This window comes from Isoptericola nanjingensis (assembly GCF_050311635.1).
In the GTDB taxonomy this organism is placed as follows: Bacteria; Actinomycetota; Actinomycetes; order Actinomycetales; family Cellulomonadaceae; genus Isoptericola; species Isoptericola nanjingensis.
Genome location: NZ_JBNOZL010000002.1, coordinates 1 through 21,786 on the forward strand (window position 1 = coordinate 1; position 21,786 = coordinate 21,786).

At 73.7% G+C, this 21,786-nt stretch carries 14 protein-coding genes; 8 read left to right on the forward strand and 6 right to left on the reverse strand.

Annotated elements, in window-relative coordinates:
* The first annotated feature begins 169 nt into the window (after positions 1–169).
* The 3 genes from ACQP6G_RS02900 to ACQP6G_RS02910 all read left to right on the forward strand — a co-directional run bounded on the left by ACQP6G_RS02900 (position 170) and on the right by ACQP6G_RS02910 (position 7,706).
* Complete coding sequence (locus tag ACQP6G_RS02900) at positions 170–1,480, forward strand: ABC transporter substrate-binding protein (protein WP_429762696.1); 1,311 nt, start codon at positions 170–172, stop codon at positions 1,478–1,480.
* 236 nt (positions 1,481–1,716) lie between these two features.
* On the forward strand, positions 1,717–4,047 hold the full coding sequence (locus tag ACQP6G_RS02905; RefSeq protein WP_429762697.1) for a glycoside hydrolase family 43 protein: 2,331 nt from the start codon (positions 1,717–1,719) through the stop codon (positions 4,045–4,047).
* Positions 4,044–7,706, forward strand: a complete 3,663-nt coding sequence (locus tag ACQP6G_RS02910) for an alpha-glucuronidase family glycosyl hydrolase (RefSeq protein ID WP_429762698.1) — start codon at positions 4,044–4,046, stop codon at positions 7,704–7,706. Before ACQP6G_RS02905 ends, ACQP6G_RS02910 begins: the two co-directional genes overlap by 4 nt.
* 72 nt (positions 7,707–7,778) lie before the next feature.
* Here the strand turns inward: ACQP6G_RS02910 and ACQP6G_RS02915 are convergent, their stop codons facing one another.
* The 3 genes from ACQP6G_RS02915 to ACQP6G_RS02925 all read right to left on the reverse strand — a co-directional run bounded on the left by ACQP6G_RS02915 (position 7,779) and on the right by ACQP6G_RS02925 (position 14,274).
* Entirely contained in the window at positions 7,779–11,081 is a 3,303-nt protein-coding gene (locus tag ACQP6G_RS02915) for a GH92 family glycosyl hydrolase (protein WP_429762699.1), read from the reverse strand.
* Positions 11,082–11,177: 96 nt separating this feature from the next.
* A complete protein-coding gene (locus ACQP6G_RS02920) occupies positions 11,178–13,046 on the reverse strand; it encodes a glycoside hydrolase family 2 protein (RefSeq protein WP_429762700.1) in 1,869 nt (622 codons plus the stop codon).
* A gap of 103 nt (positions 13,047–13,149) precedes the next feature.
* Entirely contained in the window at positions 13,150–14,274 is a 1,125-nt protein-coding gene (locus tag ACQP6G_RS02925; RefSeq protein WP_429762701.1) for a LacI family DNA-binding transcriptional regulator, read from the reverse strand.
* Positions 14,275–14,400: 126 nt separating this feature from the next.
* Between ACQP6G_RS02925 and ACQP6G_RS02930 the strand changes: the two genes are divergently transcribed.
* From ACQP6G_RS02930 to ACQP6G_RS02950, 5 genes are all read left to right on the forward strand, one after another.
* Complete coding sequence (locus ACQP6G_RS02930; RefSeq protein ID WP_429762702.1) at positions 14,401–15,825, forward strand: extracellular solute-binding protein; 1,425 nt, start codon at positions 14,401–14,403, stop codon at positions 15,823–15,825.
* Positions 15,826–15,841: 16 nt separating this feature from the next.
* Positions 15,842–16,804, forward strand: a complete 963-nt coding sequence (locus ACQP6G_RS02935; RefSeq protein ID WP_429762703.1) for a carbohydrate ABC transporter permease — start codon at positions 15,842–15,844, stop codon at positions 16,802–16,804.
* Between the two features lies 1 nt (position 16,805).
* A complete protein-coding gene (locus ACQP6G_RS02940; protein WP_429762704.1) occupies positions 16,806–17,741 on the forward strand; it encodes a carbohydrate ABC transporter permease in 936 nt (311 codons plus the stop codon).
* Between the two features lie 16 nt (positions 17,742–17,757).
* The gene (locus ACQP6G_RS02945) at positions 17,758–18,816 is read left to right on the forward strand and encodes an App1 family protein phosphatidate phosphatase (protein ID WP_429762705.1); all 1,059 of its coding nucleotides are present in this window, start codon (positions 17,758–17,760) and stop codon (positions 18,814–18,816) included.
* 66 nt (positions 18,817–18,882) lie between these two features.
* Positions 18,883–19,392, forward strand: a complete 510-nt coding sequence (locus tag ACQP6G_RS02950) for a VanZ family protein (RefSeq protein WP_429762707.1) — start codon at positions 18,883–18,885, stop codon at positions 19,390–19,392.
* Here the strand turns inward: ACQP6G_RS02950 and ACQP6G_RS02955 are convergent.
* From ACQP6G_RS02955 to ACQP6G_RS02965, 3 genes are all read right to left on the reverse strand, one after another.
* Positions 19,356–20,045, reverse strand: a complete 690-nt coding sequence (locus tag ACQP6G_RS02955; protein WP_429762708.1) for a response regulator — start codon at positions 20,043–20,045, stop codon at positions 19,356–19,358. The two genes, ACQP6G_RS02950 and ACQP6G_RS02955, sit on opposite strands and share 37 nt — an antisense overlap.
* A 65-nt stretch (positions 20,046–20,110) precedes the next feature.
* Positions 20,111–20,479 carry a hypothetical protein gene (locus ACQP6G_RS02960; RefSeq protein WP_429762710.1) on the reverse strand — a complete coding sequence of 123 codons (369 nt, stop codon included), beginning with the start codon at positions 20,477–20,479 and terminating at the stop codon, positions 20,111–20,113.
* A gap of 7 nt (positions 20,480–20,486) precedes the next feature.
* The gene (locus tag ACQP6G_RS02965) at positions 20,487–21,785 is read right to left on the reverse strand and encodes a sensor histidine kinase (protein ID WP_429762712.1); all 1,299 of its coding nucleotides are present in this window, start codon (positions 21,783–21,785) and stop codon (positions 20,487–20,489) included.
* Position 21,786 lies beyond the last annotated feature (1 nt).

Below are 21,786 nucleotides of genomic sequence, written 5' to 3' on the forward strand. Positions count from 1 at the left end.
CCCGTGATGATCTTCTTCATCCTCTTCCAGCGCTACATCGTCGACGGCGTCGCCACCCAAGGCCTCAAGGGCTGACGTCCGCCGCTGCACCTGCACCACCCACCGAACCAGCCCGCGGCGGAACGACCGTCCGGGCCCGACCCCCGCAGAGCTGCGGGACGGAGGAACCATGAAGCTCGCACGACTCTCCGGCGCCGTCGCCGCCATCGCCGTCACGGTCGGCCTGACCGCCGCCTGCGGCAACGGCGGGGCGGACGCCGGCCCGGCCGCCAAGGTCTCCACGGACGAGGACATCACGCTGTCGTTCGCCTGGTGGGGCAACGACGACCGCGCCGCGCGGTACGAGAAGGCGATCGACGCCTTCGAGGAGAAGTACCCGAACATCACCATCCAGACGCAGTTCCAGTCCTGGGACGACTACTGGACGGCGCGCTCCACCGAGGCCGCGGGCAGCGCCCTTCCCGACGTCGTCCAGATGGACGCGGGCTACGTGCGGCAGTACGGCGCCACGGGCCAGCTCGCCGAGCTGGACGGCCAGGTGGGCGTCAACCTCGACGTCGACGGCGTCGACGACACCGCGCTCGCGTCGGGCCAGATCGAGGGCAAGACGTACGCCGTCCCGGTCAGCCTCAACACCCAGTCGATCATCTACAACACGAAGCTCCTCAAGGAGCTCGGCATGGAGCCCCCGGCCGAGGGCTACACCTGGGACGACCTGGTCGCCTGGTTCGGCGACGTCGCCGAGGCCGGCGCGAAGCACGACCCGCAGGTGTATCCCATCGGCGACATGACGGGAAACAGCCCGTGGTTCCAGCAGTGGCTGGTGCAGCAGGGCAAGGCCCCGTTCACCGACGACGGCCAGATCGCCTTCACCCAGGAGGACGTGCAGGCCTGGGCCGACCTGTGGGCACCGCTGCGCGAGTCCAAGGCGTTCTTCCCCCCGCAGCGCGCGGCGCAGCTCGAGCCCAAGACCGGCCTGAACTCGAGCGAGGTCGTGGCCGAGGCGAACTGGGACACGCTGATGCCCAACTATGTGGCCGAGCTCGGCAGCGACGACCTCGACCTCATGCCCATCCCCACGGGTGACGACGGCAAGAAGATGTACTGGCACTCCGGCGTCATGCTCTCGGCGTCGGCCAGCTCCTCGCACCCGGACGCGGCGGCCGCGTTCATCGACTTCATGACCAACGACCCGCAGGTCGGCGAGATCTTCGGTACCTCCAAGGGGGTGCCGGCGACGGACGCCCAGAAGGACGCGATGACGCTGGAGGACGGCTCTCCCGACTCCCGCCTCATCGGTTACGAGGACGCCAACGCCGACGACGTCACGGAGCCCGCGCCGGTGCCGGTCGAGGGCTACGGCGAGATCGAGGCCGAGATGGCCCGGCTCTCCGAGGAGATGCAGTACGGCAAGCTCACCGAGGAGCAGTTCGTGGACCAGTGGTTCCAGTACGTGCAGGACACCGTCAAGGCGCAGTGACCCGACCGCGACGCCCTGCGTCGCACCTCCTCTGAGTCCCTGACCCACCCCACCGATCCCCGGGCCCGGGAGCCGCGCGCTCCCGGGCCCGGCCCGGGCCGTGCCCGGAGACGCAGCACCCCGCACCACCCGCACACCGCACGACGTGGCGGCGCACCGACGCGCCGCGGCGAAGCAACACCCTCACCTGCCCGGGACACAGCGGTCCCGGCCCAGCAGAAGGAGTTGTCCCACCCATGTCACCAGCGATGTCACCGGCCCCGTCACCGGCCCCCGCACCCGGGGTCTCCCGCACGACGACGCCGCCCCGACGCCGCGGGAGGGTCGCCGCCCTGCTGGTCGCGGTGGCCGCGTCGGTCGGCCTGGTCGCGTCGTCCGGCGTCACCGCGTCGGCCGACCCCGACGACGCGCCCGGCACGTACCGGAACCACGTCATGGACAACCTGGCGGACGCGTTCTCCGACCCGTCGATCATCCGCGGCAAGGACGGGTACTGGTACGCGTACGCGACCCAGACCAGCATGCGCAAGGACAACCAGGGCGGGCCCTGGGAGGACCAGTACTTCATGCCGATCACGCGGTCGAAGGACCTCGTGAACTGGGAGTACGTGGGTGAGGTCTTCGGCCCCGACAACCACCCGGAGTGGCGCGACTTCGCCACCACCTACTACTGGGCGCCCGACGTCCGGTACATCGACGGGAAGTACTACCTCTACTACTCGGTCGCCGGGGGTGACAAGAACACGATCGCGCTGGCCACGGCGGACCACCCCGCTGGCCCGTGGAGGGACATCGGCCACCCGGTGCTGCCCTACGACTACCAGGACAAGGTGGTCAACCAGATCGACCCGGCGGTCTTCGTCGACGACGACGGCCAGAAGTATCTCTACTACGGCTCGTTCAAGGACGGCGGCATCCAGGCCGTGCACCTGAACGACGACGGCACCGAGGTGGTGGGCGACCCGGTGCAGGTGGTCGGCGCGCGCCGCGGCGAGGCCGCGTACGTCGTCAAGCGCGACGGCTGGTACTACCTCTTCTACTCGGGCCTCGGCTGCTGCGCGAAGGCCGACGGCGCCTACCCGGTGTTCGTGGGCCGGGCCAAGGACCCGATGGGCCCGTTCGTCGACGCCGAGGGCGTGGGCCTCACCGGCCTGCACCTGGGCGGCACGATCGTGAACTCGCCCAACGGCAACCGGTGGGTCTCCACGGGCCACTCGGCGAACGTCGTCGACAAGTCCGGCCAGGACTGGATCCTCACCAACGGCTTCGACCGCACCGAGACGGACCCGAGCTGGGGCGGGCGGCCCGCCGTGATGGACCGCCTCGACTGGATCGACGGCTGGCCCACGGTGCGGGCCGGCGAGTGGACCAGCGACGACGTCGAGACCGCGCCCGTCGGGGCGTGGGACGCGGGCAGCGACTTCACCGACGGGCTGCGCGGCTTCGCCGCCGTCGGCGCCGGGCCCTGGACCACCGGCACGGACGCCGACTCGGGCGGCTTCGCCCGTCCGGTCAGCCGCGGCGCGGACCCGCAGCTGCTGCTGCCCCGCAAGGCGCCGCGCGGCGACGTGCGGCTCGAGGCCGACGTCCGGCTGCGGGACGACGCGGGCCGGGTGGGCCTGGTGCTCGCCTCGGACGGCGAGGACGACCACGCGATCGCCTGGCTCGACGCGTCCGGCCGGCTGTCGGTCGAGCTGACCCGGCACGGCGTCGTCGTGCAGCGGAAGGCGACGCGCCTGTACGACGGCGTCGACCTCGGCACCTGGCACGCCCTCACCGCGGAGGTGCGGGACGGCCGCGCCGACGTACAGGTCAGCGCCGACCTGCTCGGCATCCCGCTGGCGGAGCTGTCGGTCGACGTGCCGCGCTCCTGGGACCGCGGCGGCGCCGCGTCCACGCGGGGCTCCGGCGAGCTCGACAACGTGGGCGTCACGACGCTCTACACCCCGGTGACGGAGAAGGTGGCCGACCCGGAGGTCGGTCCGGAGCTCACGGAGTACGGCGAGGAGTTCGACGACGCGGACCTCGACGGCTGGTCGTGGTTCGGCCCGGCCGACGGCCAGGTCGCGGACGGCGAGTACGTGTGGCCCACGCAGGACGCGGACTTCTCCGGCAAGGGCACGATGGCGTCGGCGCTGCTGCGCGACGCCCCGACCGGCACGTACACGGCGGAGACCAAGCTGCACCTGCCGATCACGGACGCCCCCGACGGCCGCAGCCAGGCCGGCATCATCGCGTTCCAGAGCCCGGAGGACTCCATCCACCTGGCCCCCACGCGCACCGGACCGTCGCGGCAGGTGTTCCTGTGGATCGGCCGCGACCGCGACAGCTGGCCGGAGATGCAGATCGGCCCGTCGGCGGACACCATGTGGCTCCGCCTGCGGCACACCGTGGACCCGGACACCGGCGAGCACCTGTTCCGGGCGGCGACGAGCCGGGACGGGAAGCACTACGTCTGGGGCGGCGTCTGGCACCTGCCCGCCGGGCAGGAGCCGCGGATCGGCCTCGTCTCCCTCGCGGGGACCGGCCTCACCGCCGAGTTCGACTACGTGCGGTTCTACCGATGAGCGGCCAGGGGCACGGGCGGGACCTCTCCCGGCGCACCGTGCTGCAGGCATCGGCCCTCGCGTTCGCCGCGACGATGGCGCCCTGGGGCGCCGCCACCGCGCTCGCCGCCCCGGCGGGCCTCGCGGACGAGGACGGCTACGACCTCTGGCTCCGCTACCACCTCACGGCCGACCCGGCCCGGCTGCGCGAGTACCGCAGGGCGCTGACCAGCGTGGCCCGGCAGGGCGCCGGGCCAGTGATGCTGAACGCGGAGGCCGAACTCCGGCGGGCGGTCGAAGGCCTCACCGGCAGGGCCCCCGCGCGGGCAGGCGCCGGGAGGGCGGCGATCGTCATCGGCGTCGCCGGGGAGTCGTCGGACGTGCGCTCCTCGGTGGGCCGCGGCCGCCTGGCGAAGGCCGGCGAACAGGGGTTCGTCATCGCGACGGTCCCCGCGCAGGGCGGGGGCCGCCGGGTGATCGTCGCGGGGAACACCGACCGCGGCGTCCTGGCCGGAGTCTTCCACCTGGTGCGGCTGCTGCAGCTGGAGCGGCCGCTGCGCGAACTGTCGGGCGTGGAGTCGCCGCGCACCCCGCTGCGGATGATGAACCACTGGGACAACCTCGACGGGTCGATCGAGCGCGGGTACGCGGGTACGTCGATCTTCGACTGGGACGCGCTGCCCGAGATCTCCGACCGGATGGTCGACTACGCGCGCACCATGGCGTCGGTCGGCATCAACGCGTCGGTGATCAACAACGTCAACGCGAACGTCGGCTTCATCACGAGCGACATGCTGCCCCGGCTGGCGCCGCTGGCCGAGCTGTTCGCCTCGTGGGGGATCGCGCTCTGGGTGTCCGTGAACTACGCCAGCCCGATGCTCCTCACGGCGGACGACGCCGAGCCGATCACCACCGCCGACCCGGCCGACGCGCGCGTCCGGGCGTGGTGGCGGGACAAGTGCGCCGAGGTCGTGGCCGCGCTGCCCGGCTTCGGCGGCTTCCTGGTCAAGGCGAACTCGGAGGGGCGGCCGGGCCCGCTCGACTACGGGCGCACCCACGCCGAGGGCGCGAACATGCTCGCCGAGGCGCTCGCGCCCCACGGCGCGCTCGTCATCTGGCGCAGCTTCGTGCACGAGGACTTCGGCGACTGGGCCGAGTACCAGTACCGGCAGTTCGCGCCGCTCGACGGCGAGTTCGACGACAACGTCATCGTGCAGACCAAGTACGGGCCGATCGACTTCCAGGTGCGCGAGCCCGTGCACCCGCTGTTCGGCGAGCTGCGTGACACCCACCAGATGCTGGAGCTCCAGCTCACGCAGGAGTACACCGGCCACGAGGTCCACACCGTCTACCTCGCCCCGATGTGGCGGGAGGTGCTGAGCTTCACGACCGGCGGGCCGGGTACGGGGCCGACCGTGGCGGACATCGTGACCGCGGGCCCGGTCGAGGCGCGGCATGCCGGCATCGCCGGGGTGAGCAACGTCGGGAACGCCCGGGACTGGACCGGCTACCAGCTCGGTGCCGCCAACGCGTACGCCTTCGGGCGGCTGTGCTGGGACCCGGGAGCCGACCCGCGCGACCTCGCCACCGAGTGGGTGCGCCTGACGTTCGGCACCGACGACGTGGTCACGTCCACCGTGGTGGACGTGCTGCTGCGCTCGCGCGCGACGTACGAGGACTACTCGTCGCCGCTCGGGCTCGGGTACCTCACGAACCCCGGCGGGGCGCACCTCGACCCCGACCCGCTGAGCACCCTCTACCAGTCGCACCACACGACGTCGGAGGGCACCGGCTTCGACCGCACGGCGGCCACGGGCAGCGGGTTCACCGGCCTCTACCCCCAGGGCTGGGCCGACGTCTACGGGTCCCTCGACGAGTGCCCGGACGAGCTGCTGCTCTTCATGCACTGGGTGCCGTACGGCCACCGGCTGCGGTCGGGCAAGACCGTCATCCAGCACCTGTACGACACCCACTTCACGGGGGTGGAGCACGCCGGCGGGTTCGCGGACGCCTGGGGGTCGCTGGCCGGGAAGGTCGACGAGCAGCGGCACGCCGACGTCGCCGCGAGCTTCGCGGCGCAGGTCGCGCACGCCACCCTGTGGCGCGACGTCGTGGTCGGGTTCTTCTTCGACCAGTCGCGCGTGGTCGACGAGCGGCGCGAGTGGCTTCAGGTGGCGCCGGGCGGGTCGCGGCTGCTGCTCGGCGGCCGGCCGAACCTGCTGCCGGTGTCCGTCACCAACGCCTCCGCGCGGGCCCACGACACGACCGTCTCGCTGGCCGCGCCGTCGGGCTGGGTCACCGAGGCGACGACGCGGCGCGCGGCGTCGGCCGAGACCGTGGAGGTGGACGTGCCCGTCACGCCGCCGCTCGAGGCCGACGCGATCCCCTTCGACGTCGCCGTGGCGCCCGCGCTGCAGCGGCTCGACGGGCGCGGCACGACGCTGGTCGTCGCGCCCACGGGCGCGCGCTGCCACCTGGCGCTCAACGGCGGGCCCGCGGGCGGCGTCCCGGCGCCGGGCTACACACCCCTGACGCCGGAGTCGGCCTGGTCCGAGGCGGCCGGCTTCGGGTGGGTGGGCTCCGCCCCGTCCGCCCGCGACCGCGGCGGCGACCCGCTGCTGCGCGACCACCTGTTCCACAGCTCGTCCCGGGTGCTGCGCGTCGCCGTCCCCCCGGGCGCGCACACGGCGCGGCTGCTGTTCGGCGACACCGGCGGCGCGGCGTCGGGCACGGCGGTCGCGGTGGACGGGACCACGGTCGCCACCGGCGAGAAGCTTGACGCCGGCTCGTTCGCCTGGCTGGACGTCCCTCTCGACGGCGGCGCCGCCGGCCGGACGGCGGACCTCACGCTCACGGGCCAGGGCGGCCCGTGGCGGCTCACCGCGCTCACGATCGCCGACCCTGCTGCGCCGGAACCGTCGCTCGTCGCGCTGCGGGCCACCGCGGAGCCGGTGTGGTGGACGGCCCGGTCGAACGAGGTCACCGTGCTGGTGCGCAATACCGGCGCCGAGGACCGCGAGGTCACGGCGTCGCTGGTCGTGCCCGACGGCTGGTCCGTCGAGGACGCCACGGTGACCGTGCCCGCCGGGCAGGACGCCGAGGTGACGGTCACCGCCACTCCCCCGGCCGCGCCCGGGCTCGCCGTCGTCGAGGTGGTGCTCCGCAGCGGCGACGAGGAGATCGAGCGCGGCCGGGCGGTCGAGGTCGTCACCACCCCGCATGCCGACGACGCCGCCCTGGCGTTCGACGCGGGCACGCCGTCCAGCCCGCTCGTCGCCGGGTACACCCGGCTGTCCCCGCAGGACGTGTTCTCCGAGGCCGTCGGCTACGGGTGGACCGGCGCCGTGCCCGACCACCGCGACCGCGGCAACGCGGACGCCCTGCGGCGCGACCTCGTGATGCAGAAGGTGAAGCCCAGCTCGCTGCGGATCCCCGTGCCCGCGGGGAAGCACACCGTGTGGGTGCTCAGCGGCGACTCGCTCACCGACGCGGGGATCACCACGTTCTCCGAGGGCGGTACGGTGCTGGGCTCGTCCGGCGACGCGAGCCTGCCGAGCCAGTCGTTCGTCTGGTTCTCGTTCGAGCTGGACGGCGGCGCGTCGGGCCGCAGCGCGGACCTCGACATCGTGGGGTCCACGCTCAACGGGCTGTGGCGGGTCGCGGCGCTGGTGGTGGTCTGACACCACCAGCGAGACGACGGACGCACGACGACGCCCCCGCGCCGGCTCCTCGCCGGCCCGGGGGCGTCGTCGTCAGGCGAGCAGCTCCAGCTGGGCGAGCGTCAGCGGCCCGTCGCCGGCCGCCTCCGTGACGACCAGCCGCAGGCGCGCGAACCGTCCCGGGCGCGCGACGCCGAACGGCCGCGTCTGCCGTGCCCAGCGGAACGCCTCGCCCGACCGCTCGTCGAGCACGGTCCAGGTCGCGCCGTCGACAGTCCCCTCGAGGCGCCAGGCGGACGGCGCCGCGCCGTCGCCCGAGGTGAGCGTGTACCGCGCGACGACGGGCTGCTCGCCGTCGCCCGTCCATGTGACGGCGGGCGTCCGGGAGACGAAGGTCAGCGCCGTCGCGGACGTGTCGTCGACCAGGGGCGCGCCGTCCGCGGGCGTCCCGCCGTCGTCGACGGCGACGGTGCCGCGCGCGGTCACGTCGCGCAGCGGGGCGGGAGGCGCGTCGCCGCGGGTGAGCGACGGCGGCGCGGCGTCCGGGCCGGTGCCCCAGGCCGATGGCTGCGGGCCCATGACGAGCTCGATCGTGGCACCGCCGACCAGGTCCGCGTGCGCCAGCCAGGCCGCCTCACGCGGCTCGCCGTCCACGGTCAGGGACTGCACGTAGACGTTCTCGAGGGAGTTCCCCACCGTCCGGACCACGAGGTCGCCGTCGGGCCGGTGCACGGTGATCTGGTCGAACAGGGGCGACCCGACGGCGTACCGCGGCGAGCCGACCTGCAGCGGGTAGAGGCCGAGCGCGGCGAGGAGCCACCACGCCGACATCTCGCCGTTGTCCTCGTCGCCGGGGTAGCCCTGGCCGATCTCGCTGCCCACGAAGAGGCGGCGCAGCGCCTCGCGCAGGATCCGGTGCGCCTTCCACGGGGCGCCCACCGCGGTGTAGAGCCACGGCACGTGGTGCGACGGCTGGTTGCTCACGCCCCACATGCCGAGGCGCACGTCGCGGGCCTCGGTCATCTCGTGGATGACCTGTCCGTACCCGCCCACGTGCGTGCCGTCCTCCGGGCGGGCGAAGAACTCGTCGAGCCGCGCCTCCAGGTCTCCCGGGCCGCCGTAGAGGTTCGCGAGCCCTCGTGGGTCGTGCGGCGCGTGGAACGCGAAGTTCCAGGCGTTGGTCTCGGTGAAGGGCCCGCCCCAGTCGTCCGGGTCGAAACGGTGGGCGGCCGGGGTGAACGCGCCGTCCGCGCCGCGCGCGCGGAAGAACCGGACCTCCGGGTCGAACAGGCCGCCGTACTGCGTGGCCCGGTCCAGCAGGTAGGCCGACTCCTCGCGCAGCGTCGCGCGCCGCTCGTCCGGCGTGGCCGGGTCGTCCGCGAGCGCCGCCGCCATCGTGCCGACGCCGAAGTCGTTGAGGCAGCCCTCCAGCCCCCAGGACACCGACTCGTGCGTGCCCGCGGGCGTGAAGCCGAGGAAGGTGGAGGTCTCCAGCCCCTTGCGGCCCACGGCGTCGTGCGGGGGCGCGACGGTGGCGTTCTTCAGCGCGGCGTCGTAGGCGTCGAGGGCGACGTCGGTGGGCAGCGCGCCTTTGAGGTAGGCGTCGGCGAACGCGACGTCGGAGCTGGTGCCGGTCATGAGGTCGGCGTAGCCCGGCGACGACCAGCGCGAGATCCAGCCCCCGTCGCGGTACTGCTGCACGAACCCGTCGGCCAGCCGCGCCGTGAGCGCCGGGTCCAGCAGGGTCAGCGCCGGCCACGCCGTGCGGTAGGTGTCCCAGAACCCGTGGTTGACCATCATCCGGCCGTCGACGACGGCTGCCCCGGTGACCGTGTCGCTGCTGGGCCCGACGGGCGGTGCGACCGGGCTCGCGTACCGGGGCACGGGCGCCTCGAGCGTGCCGGCGTTCTCGGTGTGCGACGTCGGGTACAGGTGCAGCCGGTAGAGGTTCGAGTACAGCGTGACGCGCTGGTCGGCGGTGGCGCCGGCGACCTCCACGACACCCAGCCGCTCCTGCCAGAGCGCCCGCGCCGCCTGCTGGACCTCGGTGAACGACCGGCCGGCGAGCTCCTGGTCGAGGGCTCGCCGCGCCTGGTCGAGGCCGAGGTACGACGTCGCGAGCCGGAGCTCGACGACCGCGCCGCCCCCGTCGGCCGAGGTGTCGAAGCTCGCGTACCGCGCGTGCTGCCGGTCGCCGCGGGCGGCGCCGACGGCGACGGGCGCCCGGTCGAAGCTGCCGGCCACGAACATGCGGGTGCGGCCCACGGACAGCGGGCTGCCGTCGTCGACCCATCCCGTCACGGTGCCATCGAGGTCCACCGTGAGGCGGGCTTCCCCGGCGGCCGTGGTGACGGTGTCGAGCAGCACGTGCCCGGGCACCCCCTGCGGGAAGCCGAACCGCAGCAGGCCGCCGTGGTCGGTGGGCGTGGCTGCGAGCGTGGTGCCGTCCGCGAAGGTCACGGCGTACAGGTCGGGGCGGGCGGTCTCGTCCGCGTGGTCGAACGGCAGGCCGCGCGCAGCGAGGTCGCCCGTCGGGGTGCCCGGACCGGTCGCCGGCTGCACGACGAGCTGGTTGCGGTCACCCATCCACGGGCTGGGCTGGTGCGAGACGCCGAACCCCTGCAGCACCGGGCGGTTCTGCGGGTCGTTGGCCCGGTGGTACTCGTACAGCCAGCGCCGCGACCCGGCGTCGGTCATCGGCACCCAGAGCGTGAACCCGTTCGGCACCGCGGTGGCGGGCGCGTTGTTGCCCCGGGAGAACTGGCCGCTCGACATCGTGCCGCGGCGGGTGTCGACGAGGTCGACGAGATCGGGTCCGGGCGGCCCCGCGGGCTCCGCGACCAGGGCGACGTCGTCGAGCCAGCCGGAGAACGCACCGTCCGCCAGGTCGTCGGGAGGGTCGCAGCACAGCAGGACGGCGTCGACCGTGCGGCCCGCGGCGACGGCGCCGACGTCGATCCGGACAGAGTTCCACTGGTCGGCGTAGAGGATCTTGCCCTCGCCCTGGGCGCGCGCGGAGACGCCGGTGCCGTGGGCGTCGACGGCCCGCAGGTCGGAGAGGTACGTGCCGTCGGTGAACGCCAGGTCCAGAGCCACGAACGTGGACGGGTACCGCAGGTCGCCGCGCAGGTCGGGCAGCACGACGTAGCTCAGCCGCGTGCGCGGCCCCACCTCGATCCCCAGGTCCCGGAAGAGCACGTGCGTCGCGGGTCCGGGGCCGTCCTTGAGGCCCGCGAAGCCCAGGGCGTGCAGGCCCGTGAACCCCGCGCGCGGCTTGTGGGTGGCGCCCGACGCCGGGCCGTCGCCCACGCGGGCGACCAGCGGCGCCCGGCGCGCGGTCGGCAGCGGCGCAGGGTCGCCGGGCTCGAACGAGGTGCGGAAGTCGGGTCCGGGCATGTGCTCCACTCTCCTGCGATCACGGCCGCGCGGCGACGGGACCGGGTCCCGCCGCCGCGCGGCTCGGTACGACTTCTCAGCGCCGTGCGCCCGTGCTCAGTCGGCGTCCTTCTCGAAGGCGGCGGGGCGCACCTGGACGGCACGGACCCGGTCGACGTCGAGCTTCTCGGACCGGTCGAACCGGTAGATGCCGTTCTGCTCCTGGAACACGTCGGTGAGCTGGGTGTAGCAGTAGCCGAACATCAGCGGGTCGTCGAGCAGGGCGTCCGTCAGGCCGGCGAAGCGCACGTGGAACTCTTCCTCGTCCGCCACGCGCTGGCCGTACCCCCACGACTCGCTGCGGTCGTCGCCCGCGGCGCGCGCGGCCTCCTCCGGGTTCCACCAGATGCCGCCGTACTCGCTGCAGAAGTACGGCTGGCCCTTGTAGGGCAGGGAGATGGGGTCCCCGTCGTAGCTGTTCGCCCAGGGCTCGTCGGTCGTCAGCCCCGCCATGTCGCGGGCGAACCTCTCCGGGTCCTGCTCGTAGTGGTGGGAGTCCCAGACGTCGGTCTCGAGCACGCGGTGCGAGTAGCCGCTCGCGTCGAGCACGGGGCGCGACGGGTCGGCGAGCTTGGTCGCGAGGAACATCGCGCGCGTGACGTCGTCGAGCTGGGTGATCCGGTCGTGCAGCAGCTGGTGGGTCTCGTTCAGCGGGCACCAGCCGATGATCGACGGGTGCGAGAAGTCCCGCTCGAGGGCCTCCAGCCACTCGGCGACGTACGACGTCGTCGGCTTCTGGTGGTCGTCACGGCGGCCGAAGTCGCCGGAGCCCCAGTCGCCGAACTCGCCCCACACCAGGTAGCCGAGGCGGTCGGCGTGGAACAGGTAGCGCTCCTCGAAGACCTTCTGGTGCAGGCGCGCGCCGTTGAAGCCGGCCTCGAGGCCGAGCTGGACGTCGCGCAGGAGCGCGGCGTCGCTCGGGGCGGTCATGAGCGACTCGGGCCAGTAGCCCTGGTCGAGCACGAGGCGCTGGAACACGGGCTCGCCGTTGATGCGGATCGCCTTGCCCTCGATGGCCACGGACCGCAGGCCCGCGTACGAGCGGACGGCGTCGACGACGTCGCCCGCGGCGTCGTGCAGCTCGACCTCGACGCCGTACAGGTGCGGGTCCTGCGTGGACCAGGGCCGCACCCGGCCCGCGGGGATCACGACGCGCACCGAGGGCGCGAGGTCCAGGTCCGCGCGCGTGGTCTCGGTGGCGACGACGCCGTCCGCGTCGGTGACCGTCACGACCACATGGTGGCCGCGGCGGTTCTGCGTGAGCGGCACGCGCACGTCGAGGGCACGGGCGGCGAGGTCGGGCGTGATGCGCGGGCGGCGCAGGCTGGCGCCCGGCACCGGCTCCATCCACACCGTCTGCCAGATGCCCGTGGTGCGCGTGTAGTGGCAGTCCTTGTTGGCGTACAGGCCGGACTGCTTGCCGCGCGCTTGCGGGATGCCGCGGTGGTCGCGGGCGCGCACGACGACCGTCACCGTGTCGCCCGGCACGGCGACGCCGTGCAGGTCCGCCGTGAACGGCGTGAAGCCGCCGCGGTGGCGGGCCACCTCGGTGCCGTCCACCCACACCGTGGCGTCGTGGTCGACGGCGCCGAAGTGCAGCAGCACGTGCGTGTCGTCGCCGGCGACGGCGGACCACTCGGCGGGGACGGTCACCTCGCGGCGGTACCAGACCGCCTCGAGGAAGTCGGTGTTCTCGACGCCGGAGAGCTCCGACTCCGGGGCGAACGGGACGGTGATCGTGCCGGTCAGGGGTCGTTCGCGCAGCCCGCGCTCCAGCCCGGAGTCGCCGGGGTCGATCTCGAACCCCCATTCCCCGTTGAGATTCAGCCACCGGTCCCGCACCACCTGCGGGCGCGGGTACTCGGGGCGTGGCACGGAGGTGCCGCCCGGGGCGGACGGGGGGTCGAGACGATCGAGGACGGACATCGTGGTGCTCCGTTGCATGGACGACAGTTCCGCGCTGATTCAACCGAAGCGGCTCTCAAAATGCAACGTTGAATCAGATGTTGGTCCGAAATTCGGCCGGGCGTCAGGCCTCCCGGCTGCTCTCCCGTACCAGGAGCCGGTGGGCCACGACGACGTCGACGTCCCGTTCGCCGTCGCCGCCCGCAGCCCCCTCCACCTGCGCGATCACCCGGTCGACGGCGGTCTCGGCGATGGCCTGCAGGTCCGGCGCGACCGTGGTCAGCGACGGGTTCGAGTACCGGCCGTCCTCGGTGTTGTCCCAGCCCGTGACGGCCACGTCCTCGGGCACCCGCACCCCGTTGAGCCGGAGCGCGTAGAGCGCGCCCAGCGCCAGCTCGTCGTTGGCGCACACGAGGCCGTCCACCTGGTCGATCCGGGGCAGCACCGCCTCGAGGGCCGCCAGGCCGGCCGGGCGCGAGAACTCCGTGACGGGCACGACCCATCGCGGGTCCACCTCCAGGCCCCGCGCCGCGTGCGCCTCGCGGAAACCCTGGAGCCGCGGGGTGCCCGAGCGGTCCGCCACGGACTCCGCCCCGACGAAGGCGAGGCGGTTCCTGCCCGTCGCGAGCAGGTGCTCGGTGACCTCCCGCGCGGCCCGGACGTTGTCGATGCTCACGTGGTCGGTGCGCCAGCGGCGGTCGTGACCAGGGTCGTCGCGCTCGCCGAGCAGCACCATCGGCGTCTCGCCGCGCACCTCGGCGATCTCCGCCGGGCCGAGGGCCAGCGACGAGAAGATGATCCCGTCGATCGCCTGGACCCGGAACCCGCGCGCCACCTGGAGCTCGGTGTCCCGGTCGGTGCGCGTCTCCTCGATGAGCACCCGGTAGCCGCGGGCGCCTGCCACCTCGATGACGATGTGCGCCAGGAGCGAGAAGTACGGCGAGTGGGCCCACGGGACCGCGAGCGCGAGCGTGTTCGTGCGCCCCTGCCGCAGCTGCCGGCCCGCGAGGTTCGGCCGGTACCCGAGCTCGACGATCATCGCCTCGACCTTGGCCCGCGTCTCCTCGCCGACCCGGCCGGTGCCGTTGACGACGTTCGAGACCGTCTTCCAGGAGACGCCGACGGCCGCCGCCACGTCCTTGATCCCGACCCTGCCCGAGCCGCGGCCCGCCCGGGAGCGCCCTGACGTGCCCGAGGACACCGTCGCCCCGGGCTCCGACGTCGCGCCCCGCTCGTCCTGTGCTGCCATCCACCGACCCTCTCTCGCCCGACGCGGGGCGCCGTCGCCACCGTGTCAGCGGACCTCTTGACGGTCCGCGCCGCCTAGTCCATCGTGGTCCCACGTTGGAGCGCAACGTTGCACTCAGGAGGGTCGATGAAGACCAAGCTGCGTACGTCCGGGGGTTTGTCAGGGCCGTGGGCGAGCCGCGCCCAGGGCCGGTTCCCTCGTCGGTCGGGTTCGAGCGGCACGGTGGACGACGTCGGGCTGAGCAGGCGCGGCCTGCTCCAGGCGGCCCTCGTCGGCGCCGGCGGTGTCGCGCTCGGCGGCGCGCTGTCCGGCTGCGCCACGCCGACCGCGTCCGGCAGCGGCCGGACGTCGGTGATGATCTGGGACCTGTTCTCGGGCGGCGACGGGGGTCTCATGCAGGAGATGGTCGGTGCGGTGCGTGCCGCCAACCCCGACCTGGACGTCGACTCGACGACGCTGGCGTGGGGCCCCCCGTACTACACGAAGCTCGCGATGGCCTCGTCCGGCGGACGCCCGCCGGAGGCCGCGGTGATGCACCTGTCCCGGCTCGCCGGGTACGCGCCCGGCGGCCTGCTGGAGCCGTTCGACCTCGATGCGCTCGCCGAGCTCGGCATCACGCAGGAGGACTTCCCCGCCGCGGTGTGGGAGAAGGCGCAGTTCGACGGCCAGCTCTACGCGCTGCCGCTGGACACGCACCCGTACATCAACTTCTACAACCCGGAGATGGTCCGGCAGGCGGGCCTCGCGGACGCGGACGGCAAGCTCCGCCCGCTGGTCGGCGCCGACGCGTTCCTCGACGCCGGCCGCGACCTGGCGGAGGTCACGGGCGAGACCGGGATGTCGTGGGGCTACCTGCGCGACCCGGCCGGCTGCTGGCGCGTGTTCTGGGGGCTGTACAGCCAGACCGGGGGCGGGTACGACCTCACCCCGGGCAAGGCGGCCGAGCTCGACACCGCCAAGGCCGAGGGGGTCTTCGAGTTCCTCCAGGAGATGCTCGACGGCGAGGTCGCCGCGCCGAACCAGGACGGCGGCGCCGCGACGGGGCGGTTCATGTCGAAGCGCACCGGGCTGGTCTTCGACGGCGAGTGGGACCTGCCGATGTTCCGCGACGCCCTGGGGGACAACCTCGGGGGCGCGCCGTTCCCCACGATCTTCGACCAGCCGGCCAACTACGCCGACTCCCACTCGTTCGTGCTGCCGCGGCAGGCCACGCCCGACCCCGAGGCCCGCCAGGCCACCTACCGCGTCCTGGCCGACCTCCTGCGAGAGAGCATGACGTGGGCGCAGGCGGGCCACATCCCCGCGTACCAGCCGATCGTCCAGATGCCCGAGTACCAGGCCCTGGTGCCGCAGAGCGACTACGCGAAGGCCGCGGAGATCGCCGTCTTCGACCCGGACGTCTGGTTCGCCGGCGGCGGCAGCGACTTCCAGACCCGCATCGGCGACTCGATGATGGACACCCTCTCGAGCAAGGCCACCCCCAAGACCGCCGTCGACCGGATGCTCAGCGAGATGAACCGTCTCCTGTCGCAGCCCGACCCTGCCGCCTGACCGAGAGAGGACGACGATGACCGCCTCGAGCACGTCACTCAGCGCCCCCGTCGCGCGCCCCTCCCGGCGCTCCACGGGCACCCGCCCCCGCACGGGGACCCGCGCCGTGAACCACTCGCTCCGCGCGCAGGACCGTTCCGGATACCTGTTCGTCGCCCCGTTCGCGGTGGCGACGGGGCTCTTCCTGCTGTGGCCGACGATCTACGGCCTGTGGATGAGCTTCACCGACCAGAGCCTCACCGCCACGGCGAGCTCCTTCATCGGCTTCGACAACTACGTCGAGGCCTTCAGCGACCCGCAGGTGTGGACCACGCTGTGGCACACCGTCTGGTTCACGCTCCTCAGCACCGTGCCGCTCATCCTGGTGGCGCTCGTCATGGCGGTGCTGGTGCACACCGGGCTGCCCGGCCAGTGGGTGTGGCGGCTGTCGTTCTTCGCGCCGTTCCTGCTGACCAGCGCCGTCGTGTCGTCCCTCGCGAGCTGGCTCTTCCAGCCCGAGATCGGCCTGCTCGACGTGGGGCTCGCGAAGCTCGGTCTGGGGCCGATCGGCTGGCTGACCGACGAGAACGTCGCGATGTTCTCCATCGCGCTCGTCACCGTGTGGTGGACCGTCGGGTTCAACTTCCTGCTCTACCTGGCCGCGCTGCAGGGCATCCCGCAGCAGCAGTACGAGGCCGCGACCATCGACGGCGCCGGCGGCTGGCGGCGGCTGTTCTCCATCACCCTGCCGCAGATGAAGACCATCACCGGCGTCATCGTGGTGCTGCAGCTGCTCGCGTCCCTGAAGGTGTTCGACCAGATCTACCTGCTCACCGGCGGCGGCCCCAACGGCAGCACGCGCCCGATCCTCGAGTACGTCTACGACACGGGCTTCACCAACTACCGCCTCGGGTACGCGTCGGCCATCTCGTACGTGTTCTTCGCCCTGATCCTCGTGTTCACGCTGGTCCGGCTCCTGCCGACGAAGAAGGAGGCCTGACGTGGCCGTCACCGAGTCCGCCCCGGGTTCCGTCGCCACGCTGGTCGCCGCACGCCGGTCGGCCCGGCAGCAGGCCCGGGCCGAGAACCGCACCCTCACCAAGCTGACGATCGGGCCGTCCCCGTGGGTGCGGGCCGCCGCGCTCGCCGCCCTCGTCGTCATGGCGCTGCTGTGGCTGCTCCCGCTCGCGTGGGGCGCCGTCACCAGCTTCAAGCACGAGGCCGAGGCCGCGCTGCCCGCGTCGTGGTGGCCCACCCAGGGCTGGACCCTCGACGCCTACCGGCAGGTGCTCGGCAACAGCGAGCTGCTGGGCTGGATGTGGAACAGCCTCGTCGTCGCCGTCCTCGTGACCGCGCTGACGGTGCTGATCTCCGCGATGGCCGCGTTCGCGTTCTCGCAGACGGTGTTCAAGGGCCGCGGCCTGCTGCAGTTCCTCACCGTCGCGTCCATCATGATGCCCGGCCAGATCCTCATCGTGCCGCTGTTCAAGCAGATGCAGGCCATGGGCCTCGTGGACACCTTCGCGGGCATCGTGCTGCCGCAGATCGTGGCGCCGGTGATGGTGTTCATCCTCAAGCGGTTCTTCGACGCCATCCCGTCCGAGCTGCTCGACGCCGCCCGCATCGACGGGGCCGGCACGTGGCGGCTGTTCTGGACGATCGTGCTGCCGCTGTCGAAGTCGATCCTCGTGGCCGTCGCGATCTTCGTGTTCATCGGCGCGTGGAACAACTTCCTGTGGCCGTTCATCGTCACGACCGACCCGCAGTTCATGACCCTGCCGGTGGGGCTGTCGACCGTGAAGAACGCCTACGGCGTCCAGTACGCGCAGAACATGGCGTCGGCGATGATCGCCGCCCTGCCGCTGCTCGTCGTGTTCATGCTCTTCCAGCGCCGCATCGTGCAGGGCGTGGCGACGACAGGCATGGGAGGCCAGTAGCAGGGACGATCGGGACATGCCCGACGCGCACGCCCCCGCCACGCAGCACCCCGTCGACAGGCCGACGCAGCGACCGCACGTCGCCGCCGTGGTCGAGGACTGGTGGTGCACCGTGGCGGGGGCGTTCCTGCGCCGTCGCGGCTGGGTGCCGCGCCTGGTCCCCTTCACCGGGTACGGCTCGCCGCGGCGGGTCCGCGTGCTGGCCCGCGTGCTGCTGGTGCCGCCGTCGCACGCCTCGGGGCCCCTGGCGGCGCTGCGGCACGCCCAACGCCGCGGCGCGTGGGCCTATCTGACGCTGCCGGCCCCTCGGGAGGCGGTGCGCGTCACGCTGGGCGGCGTGTCCGTCGACGTGACGACCGACCGGGCCGGGTACGTGGACGTCGAGGTGACGCTGCCGGACGACGCGCTCCTGTCGCCCGGGCGGCACGAGGCGACGCTCACGGCCGTCCGCACGGCGGGCACGTCTGCCGCCGCCGCCGTGGACGTCGCGGGCGACGCCACGACGTTCGGCGTCGTGAGCGACATCGACGACACGACGATGATCACCGCGGTCCCCCGCCCCTTCCTCGCCGCATGGAACACCTTCGTCCGCCGCCCGAGCGCCCGCCGCCCCGTGCCGGGGATGCCCGAGCTGTACCGGCGGATCGCCGCGGACCACCCGGGCGCGCCGTTCGTCTATCTCTCCAACGGCGCGTGGAACACCGCCGACACGCTGGCCGGGTTCCTCGACCGGCACGGCTTCCCGCCCGGCCCGCTGCTGCTCACCGACTGGGGGCCGACGCAGACGGGCTGGTTCCGCAGCGGCCCGCAGCACAAGGGCGACAGCCTCGACCGGCTCATGGTCGCCTTCCCGCGGGTGCGCTGGCTGCTCGTCGGCGACGCCGGCCAGCTCGACGAGGACGTGTACGTGCGCGCGACGGCGCGCTGGCCCGGGCGGGTCGCCGCGATCGCCATCCGGCAGGTCGAGCGCGCCCGCCCGCGGCCCTCCCGCGGGCGCCCGGACCCCGACGCCCCACTGGTGCACGGTGCCGACGGCACGGAGCTCGGCGACCGCCTGGCCGACGTCCTCCGCTGAGGCACCTCGCCGGATGCTCCTGGACGCGGCACCGCGGGCGACTCGGACGCAGGGAGACTGGGGCCCGTGATCTCGACCGTCCTCGTCGCCCACCCGTGGCTGTCCCCCGTGGCGCTGGTCGTCCTGGCGGTCGGGGGATGGCTCGCCGGCCCGTGGCTCACGGGCCGGCCACGGCTGGCCGCCGTCCTGGCCGCGGTGTCCCTCGTGCCGGTCGCCCTGCTGACGCTGGCACCGGTCGACCGGGAGCTGTTCGCGCGGTGCACCGTGGGCTGGGCGCTGCCGACGCCGGGCCGGGTCGAGCTGATGGCGAACGTCGTCCTGTTCGTCCCGCCGGTCTACCTGGCGGCCGTCGCGCTCCGCCGGCCGGTGCTCGCGCTGCTCGCGGGGTCGGCCACGTCCGCGGCGATCGAGGTCGTCCAGGCGCTCGTGCCCGCGATCGGCCGGTCCTGCGACACGAACGACTGGCTGTCGAACACGATCGGGGCCGCGGCGGGCGCCCTTCTCGCCTCGGTCGCGCTGCGCCGGTGGCGGCGCCGGGCTCAGGCCCGCCCGATCGGCACGAACCCCGACTCGTAGGCACGCACGACGGCCTGGGTGCGGTCGCGCACGTTGAGCTTGGCGAGCACGTTGCCCACGTGCGTGCGCACCGTCTCGACCCCGAGGAACAGCTCGCCGGCGATCTCCGCGTTCGACAGGCCGGCGGCGACGAGGCGGAGCACCTCGCTCTCGCGCTCGGTGAGGCCGGCCGACCGGAGGGCGTCCCCGGCCGAGCCGCCCGGGCCGTGCGCGGCGACGAGGCGCCGGACGGCGTCCGGGAACAGCAGCGAGTCCCCCTGGGCCACGACGCGCACCGCGTGCACCACCTGCTCCGGGCGGGCCCGCTTGAGCAGGAAGCCCTGGGCTCCGGAGTGCAGCGCGTCGAGCACGTGGTCGTCGTTCTCGAACGTGGTCAGCACCAGCACGCGCGGCGCCGGGGCGCCCGGCCGCCCCGACGCGACGACGGCGCGCGTGGCCGCGATCCCGTCCACCGTCGGCATCCGCACGTCCATGAGCACGACGTCGGGCCGGGCCTGGGTCACCACCTGCGGCACCTCGGACCCGTCGCCCGCCTCCCCCACGACCTCCAGGCCGGGCTCCGCGTCGAGGATCACGCGCAGGCCCGCGCGCACCAGCGGCTCGTCGTCGACGAGGACGACACGGACGACGGCGGTGTCGGGAGGCACGGTCACGCCGTCGATCCTGCCGTACGGACCGGCGGTCGAGCCCGTCGAGACCCGGGTCCCCGCCGCGCGGATCAGCGGAACCCGAGGTAGTGCCGTTCCCAGAAGCCGCCGAGCGTCGTGGTCGCCAGCTCGTGCTCGACCTCTCCGACGTCGTCGGGCACCTTCCAGCGTCCACGGCGCGCGACCGCCCAGGTACCACCGTCGGGGAGGACGAAGGTCAGCCGACCCCGCCCCCGACGCCCGCGGCGGATCGCGACGCGGACGACCTCGACGGCGGGAAGCCCGGCGTCCGGCGGCCAGAGGGCGCAGATGTCGTCCCGCTGGTCGTGGTCCTCCTCCTCGATGCAGAGGACGCATCCGCGCAGGCCGGCCAGGGCGACCGGGTGCCACGACCACGGGTGGCCGCAGGCCGCGCAGTCCCCACCGAAGAGCTCGTCCATCGCGCGATCATCCCGAGGCACCGCGTTCCCGGTCGACCGGAAATCGCGCCCGCACCACCCACCGGCCGGCGTGCGGCCCGGCGTCGAGGTCGCCGCGCAGCAGCCGGACACGCTCGGCCATGCCGGCGAGCCCGCGTCCGCCGCCGTCGGCGGCGCCCGGGGTCCCCGGCGGCTCGACCGGGTTCGTCACCTCGACCTCCAGGTCACGCTCGCCGACGGCGACGCGCACCGCGACCGGGCGACCGGGGGCGTGCCGGACGGCGTTGGTCAGCGCCTCCTGCACCACGCGGTAGGCCTCGTGCGACGTCGCGCGGGGCAGCGCGCCCGACGCCCCGTCGTCGACGTCGAGCCGCACGTCCGCGCCGGCGTGCCGGGCGTCGTCGACGAGGGCGGGCAGGTCGTCCAGCGACCGGGCCGGGGCGCGCCGCGCGGGGCCGGACGACGCGTCGTCGCCCGCGCGCAGCAGGCCGAGCACGTGGTCGAGGTCCGCCATGGCCGACCGGCCGGCCTCCTCGATCGCGGCGAGCGACCGCCGGGCGGCGTCCGGGTCCGACTCCACCTGGCGCGCGGCGGCCGCAGCCTGGAGCGTGGTGACCGTCAGGGCGTGCCCCACGGAGTCGTGCAGCTCGCGGGCGAGGCGGCCGCGCTCGGCGAGCCGGTCCGCACGCGCCTCGAGCTCCGCGATCCGCGCCGTCTGGTCCGGGCCGAGCAGCGGCTCGGCCGACTGCCGCAGCAGGCGTCGCGCGAGCGCCGTGCCGTACGGGAGCGCGACGAGCGCGAGCAGGGCGAGCACCAGCCAGCCGACGGGGTTGCTGGCGAGCGCGGGTCCCCTCTGCACGAGGAACGCCCGGTCGACGCCGAACGCGGACAGCACCAGCTGCGTCGCGAGCGGCACCGCGACCAGCAGCCCCACGGTGACGAGCGCGCCGAGCACGAGGTGCAGCGCGAACCAGGCGGCACCCCGCCAGCGCGTCGCGACGGTGGGCGCCCCGACCGGGTCGGGCAAGGTGCGCGCGTCGACGTCGAGGAACGTCCGCACGGCGGCGATCTCGAGCGCCCGCACGGGCGCGAGGAAGGGCGGCGAGCCGACGATGACCGCGGTGACCAGCGCCAGCACGCCGACGGCGACCCGCGGCGTCGCCGGGTCGGCGAACATCTGCACGAACCCCGCGGCGAGCGCGAAGTACGCACCCGCCAGCACGCCGCCGATGACGAGGTACACGCCCGCCCGCACCGTGGACGCGCTGGTCAGCGGCGTGAGCGCCCAGCGCAGCGTGCGCCGTCCGCTCCCCGTCGTCGCCGTCATG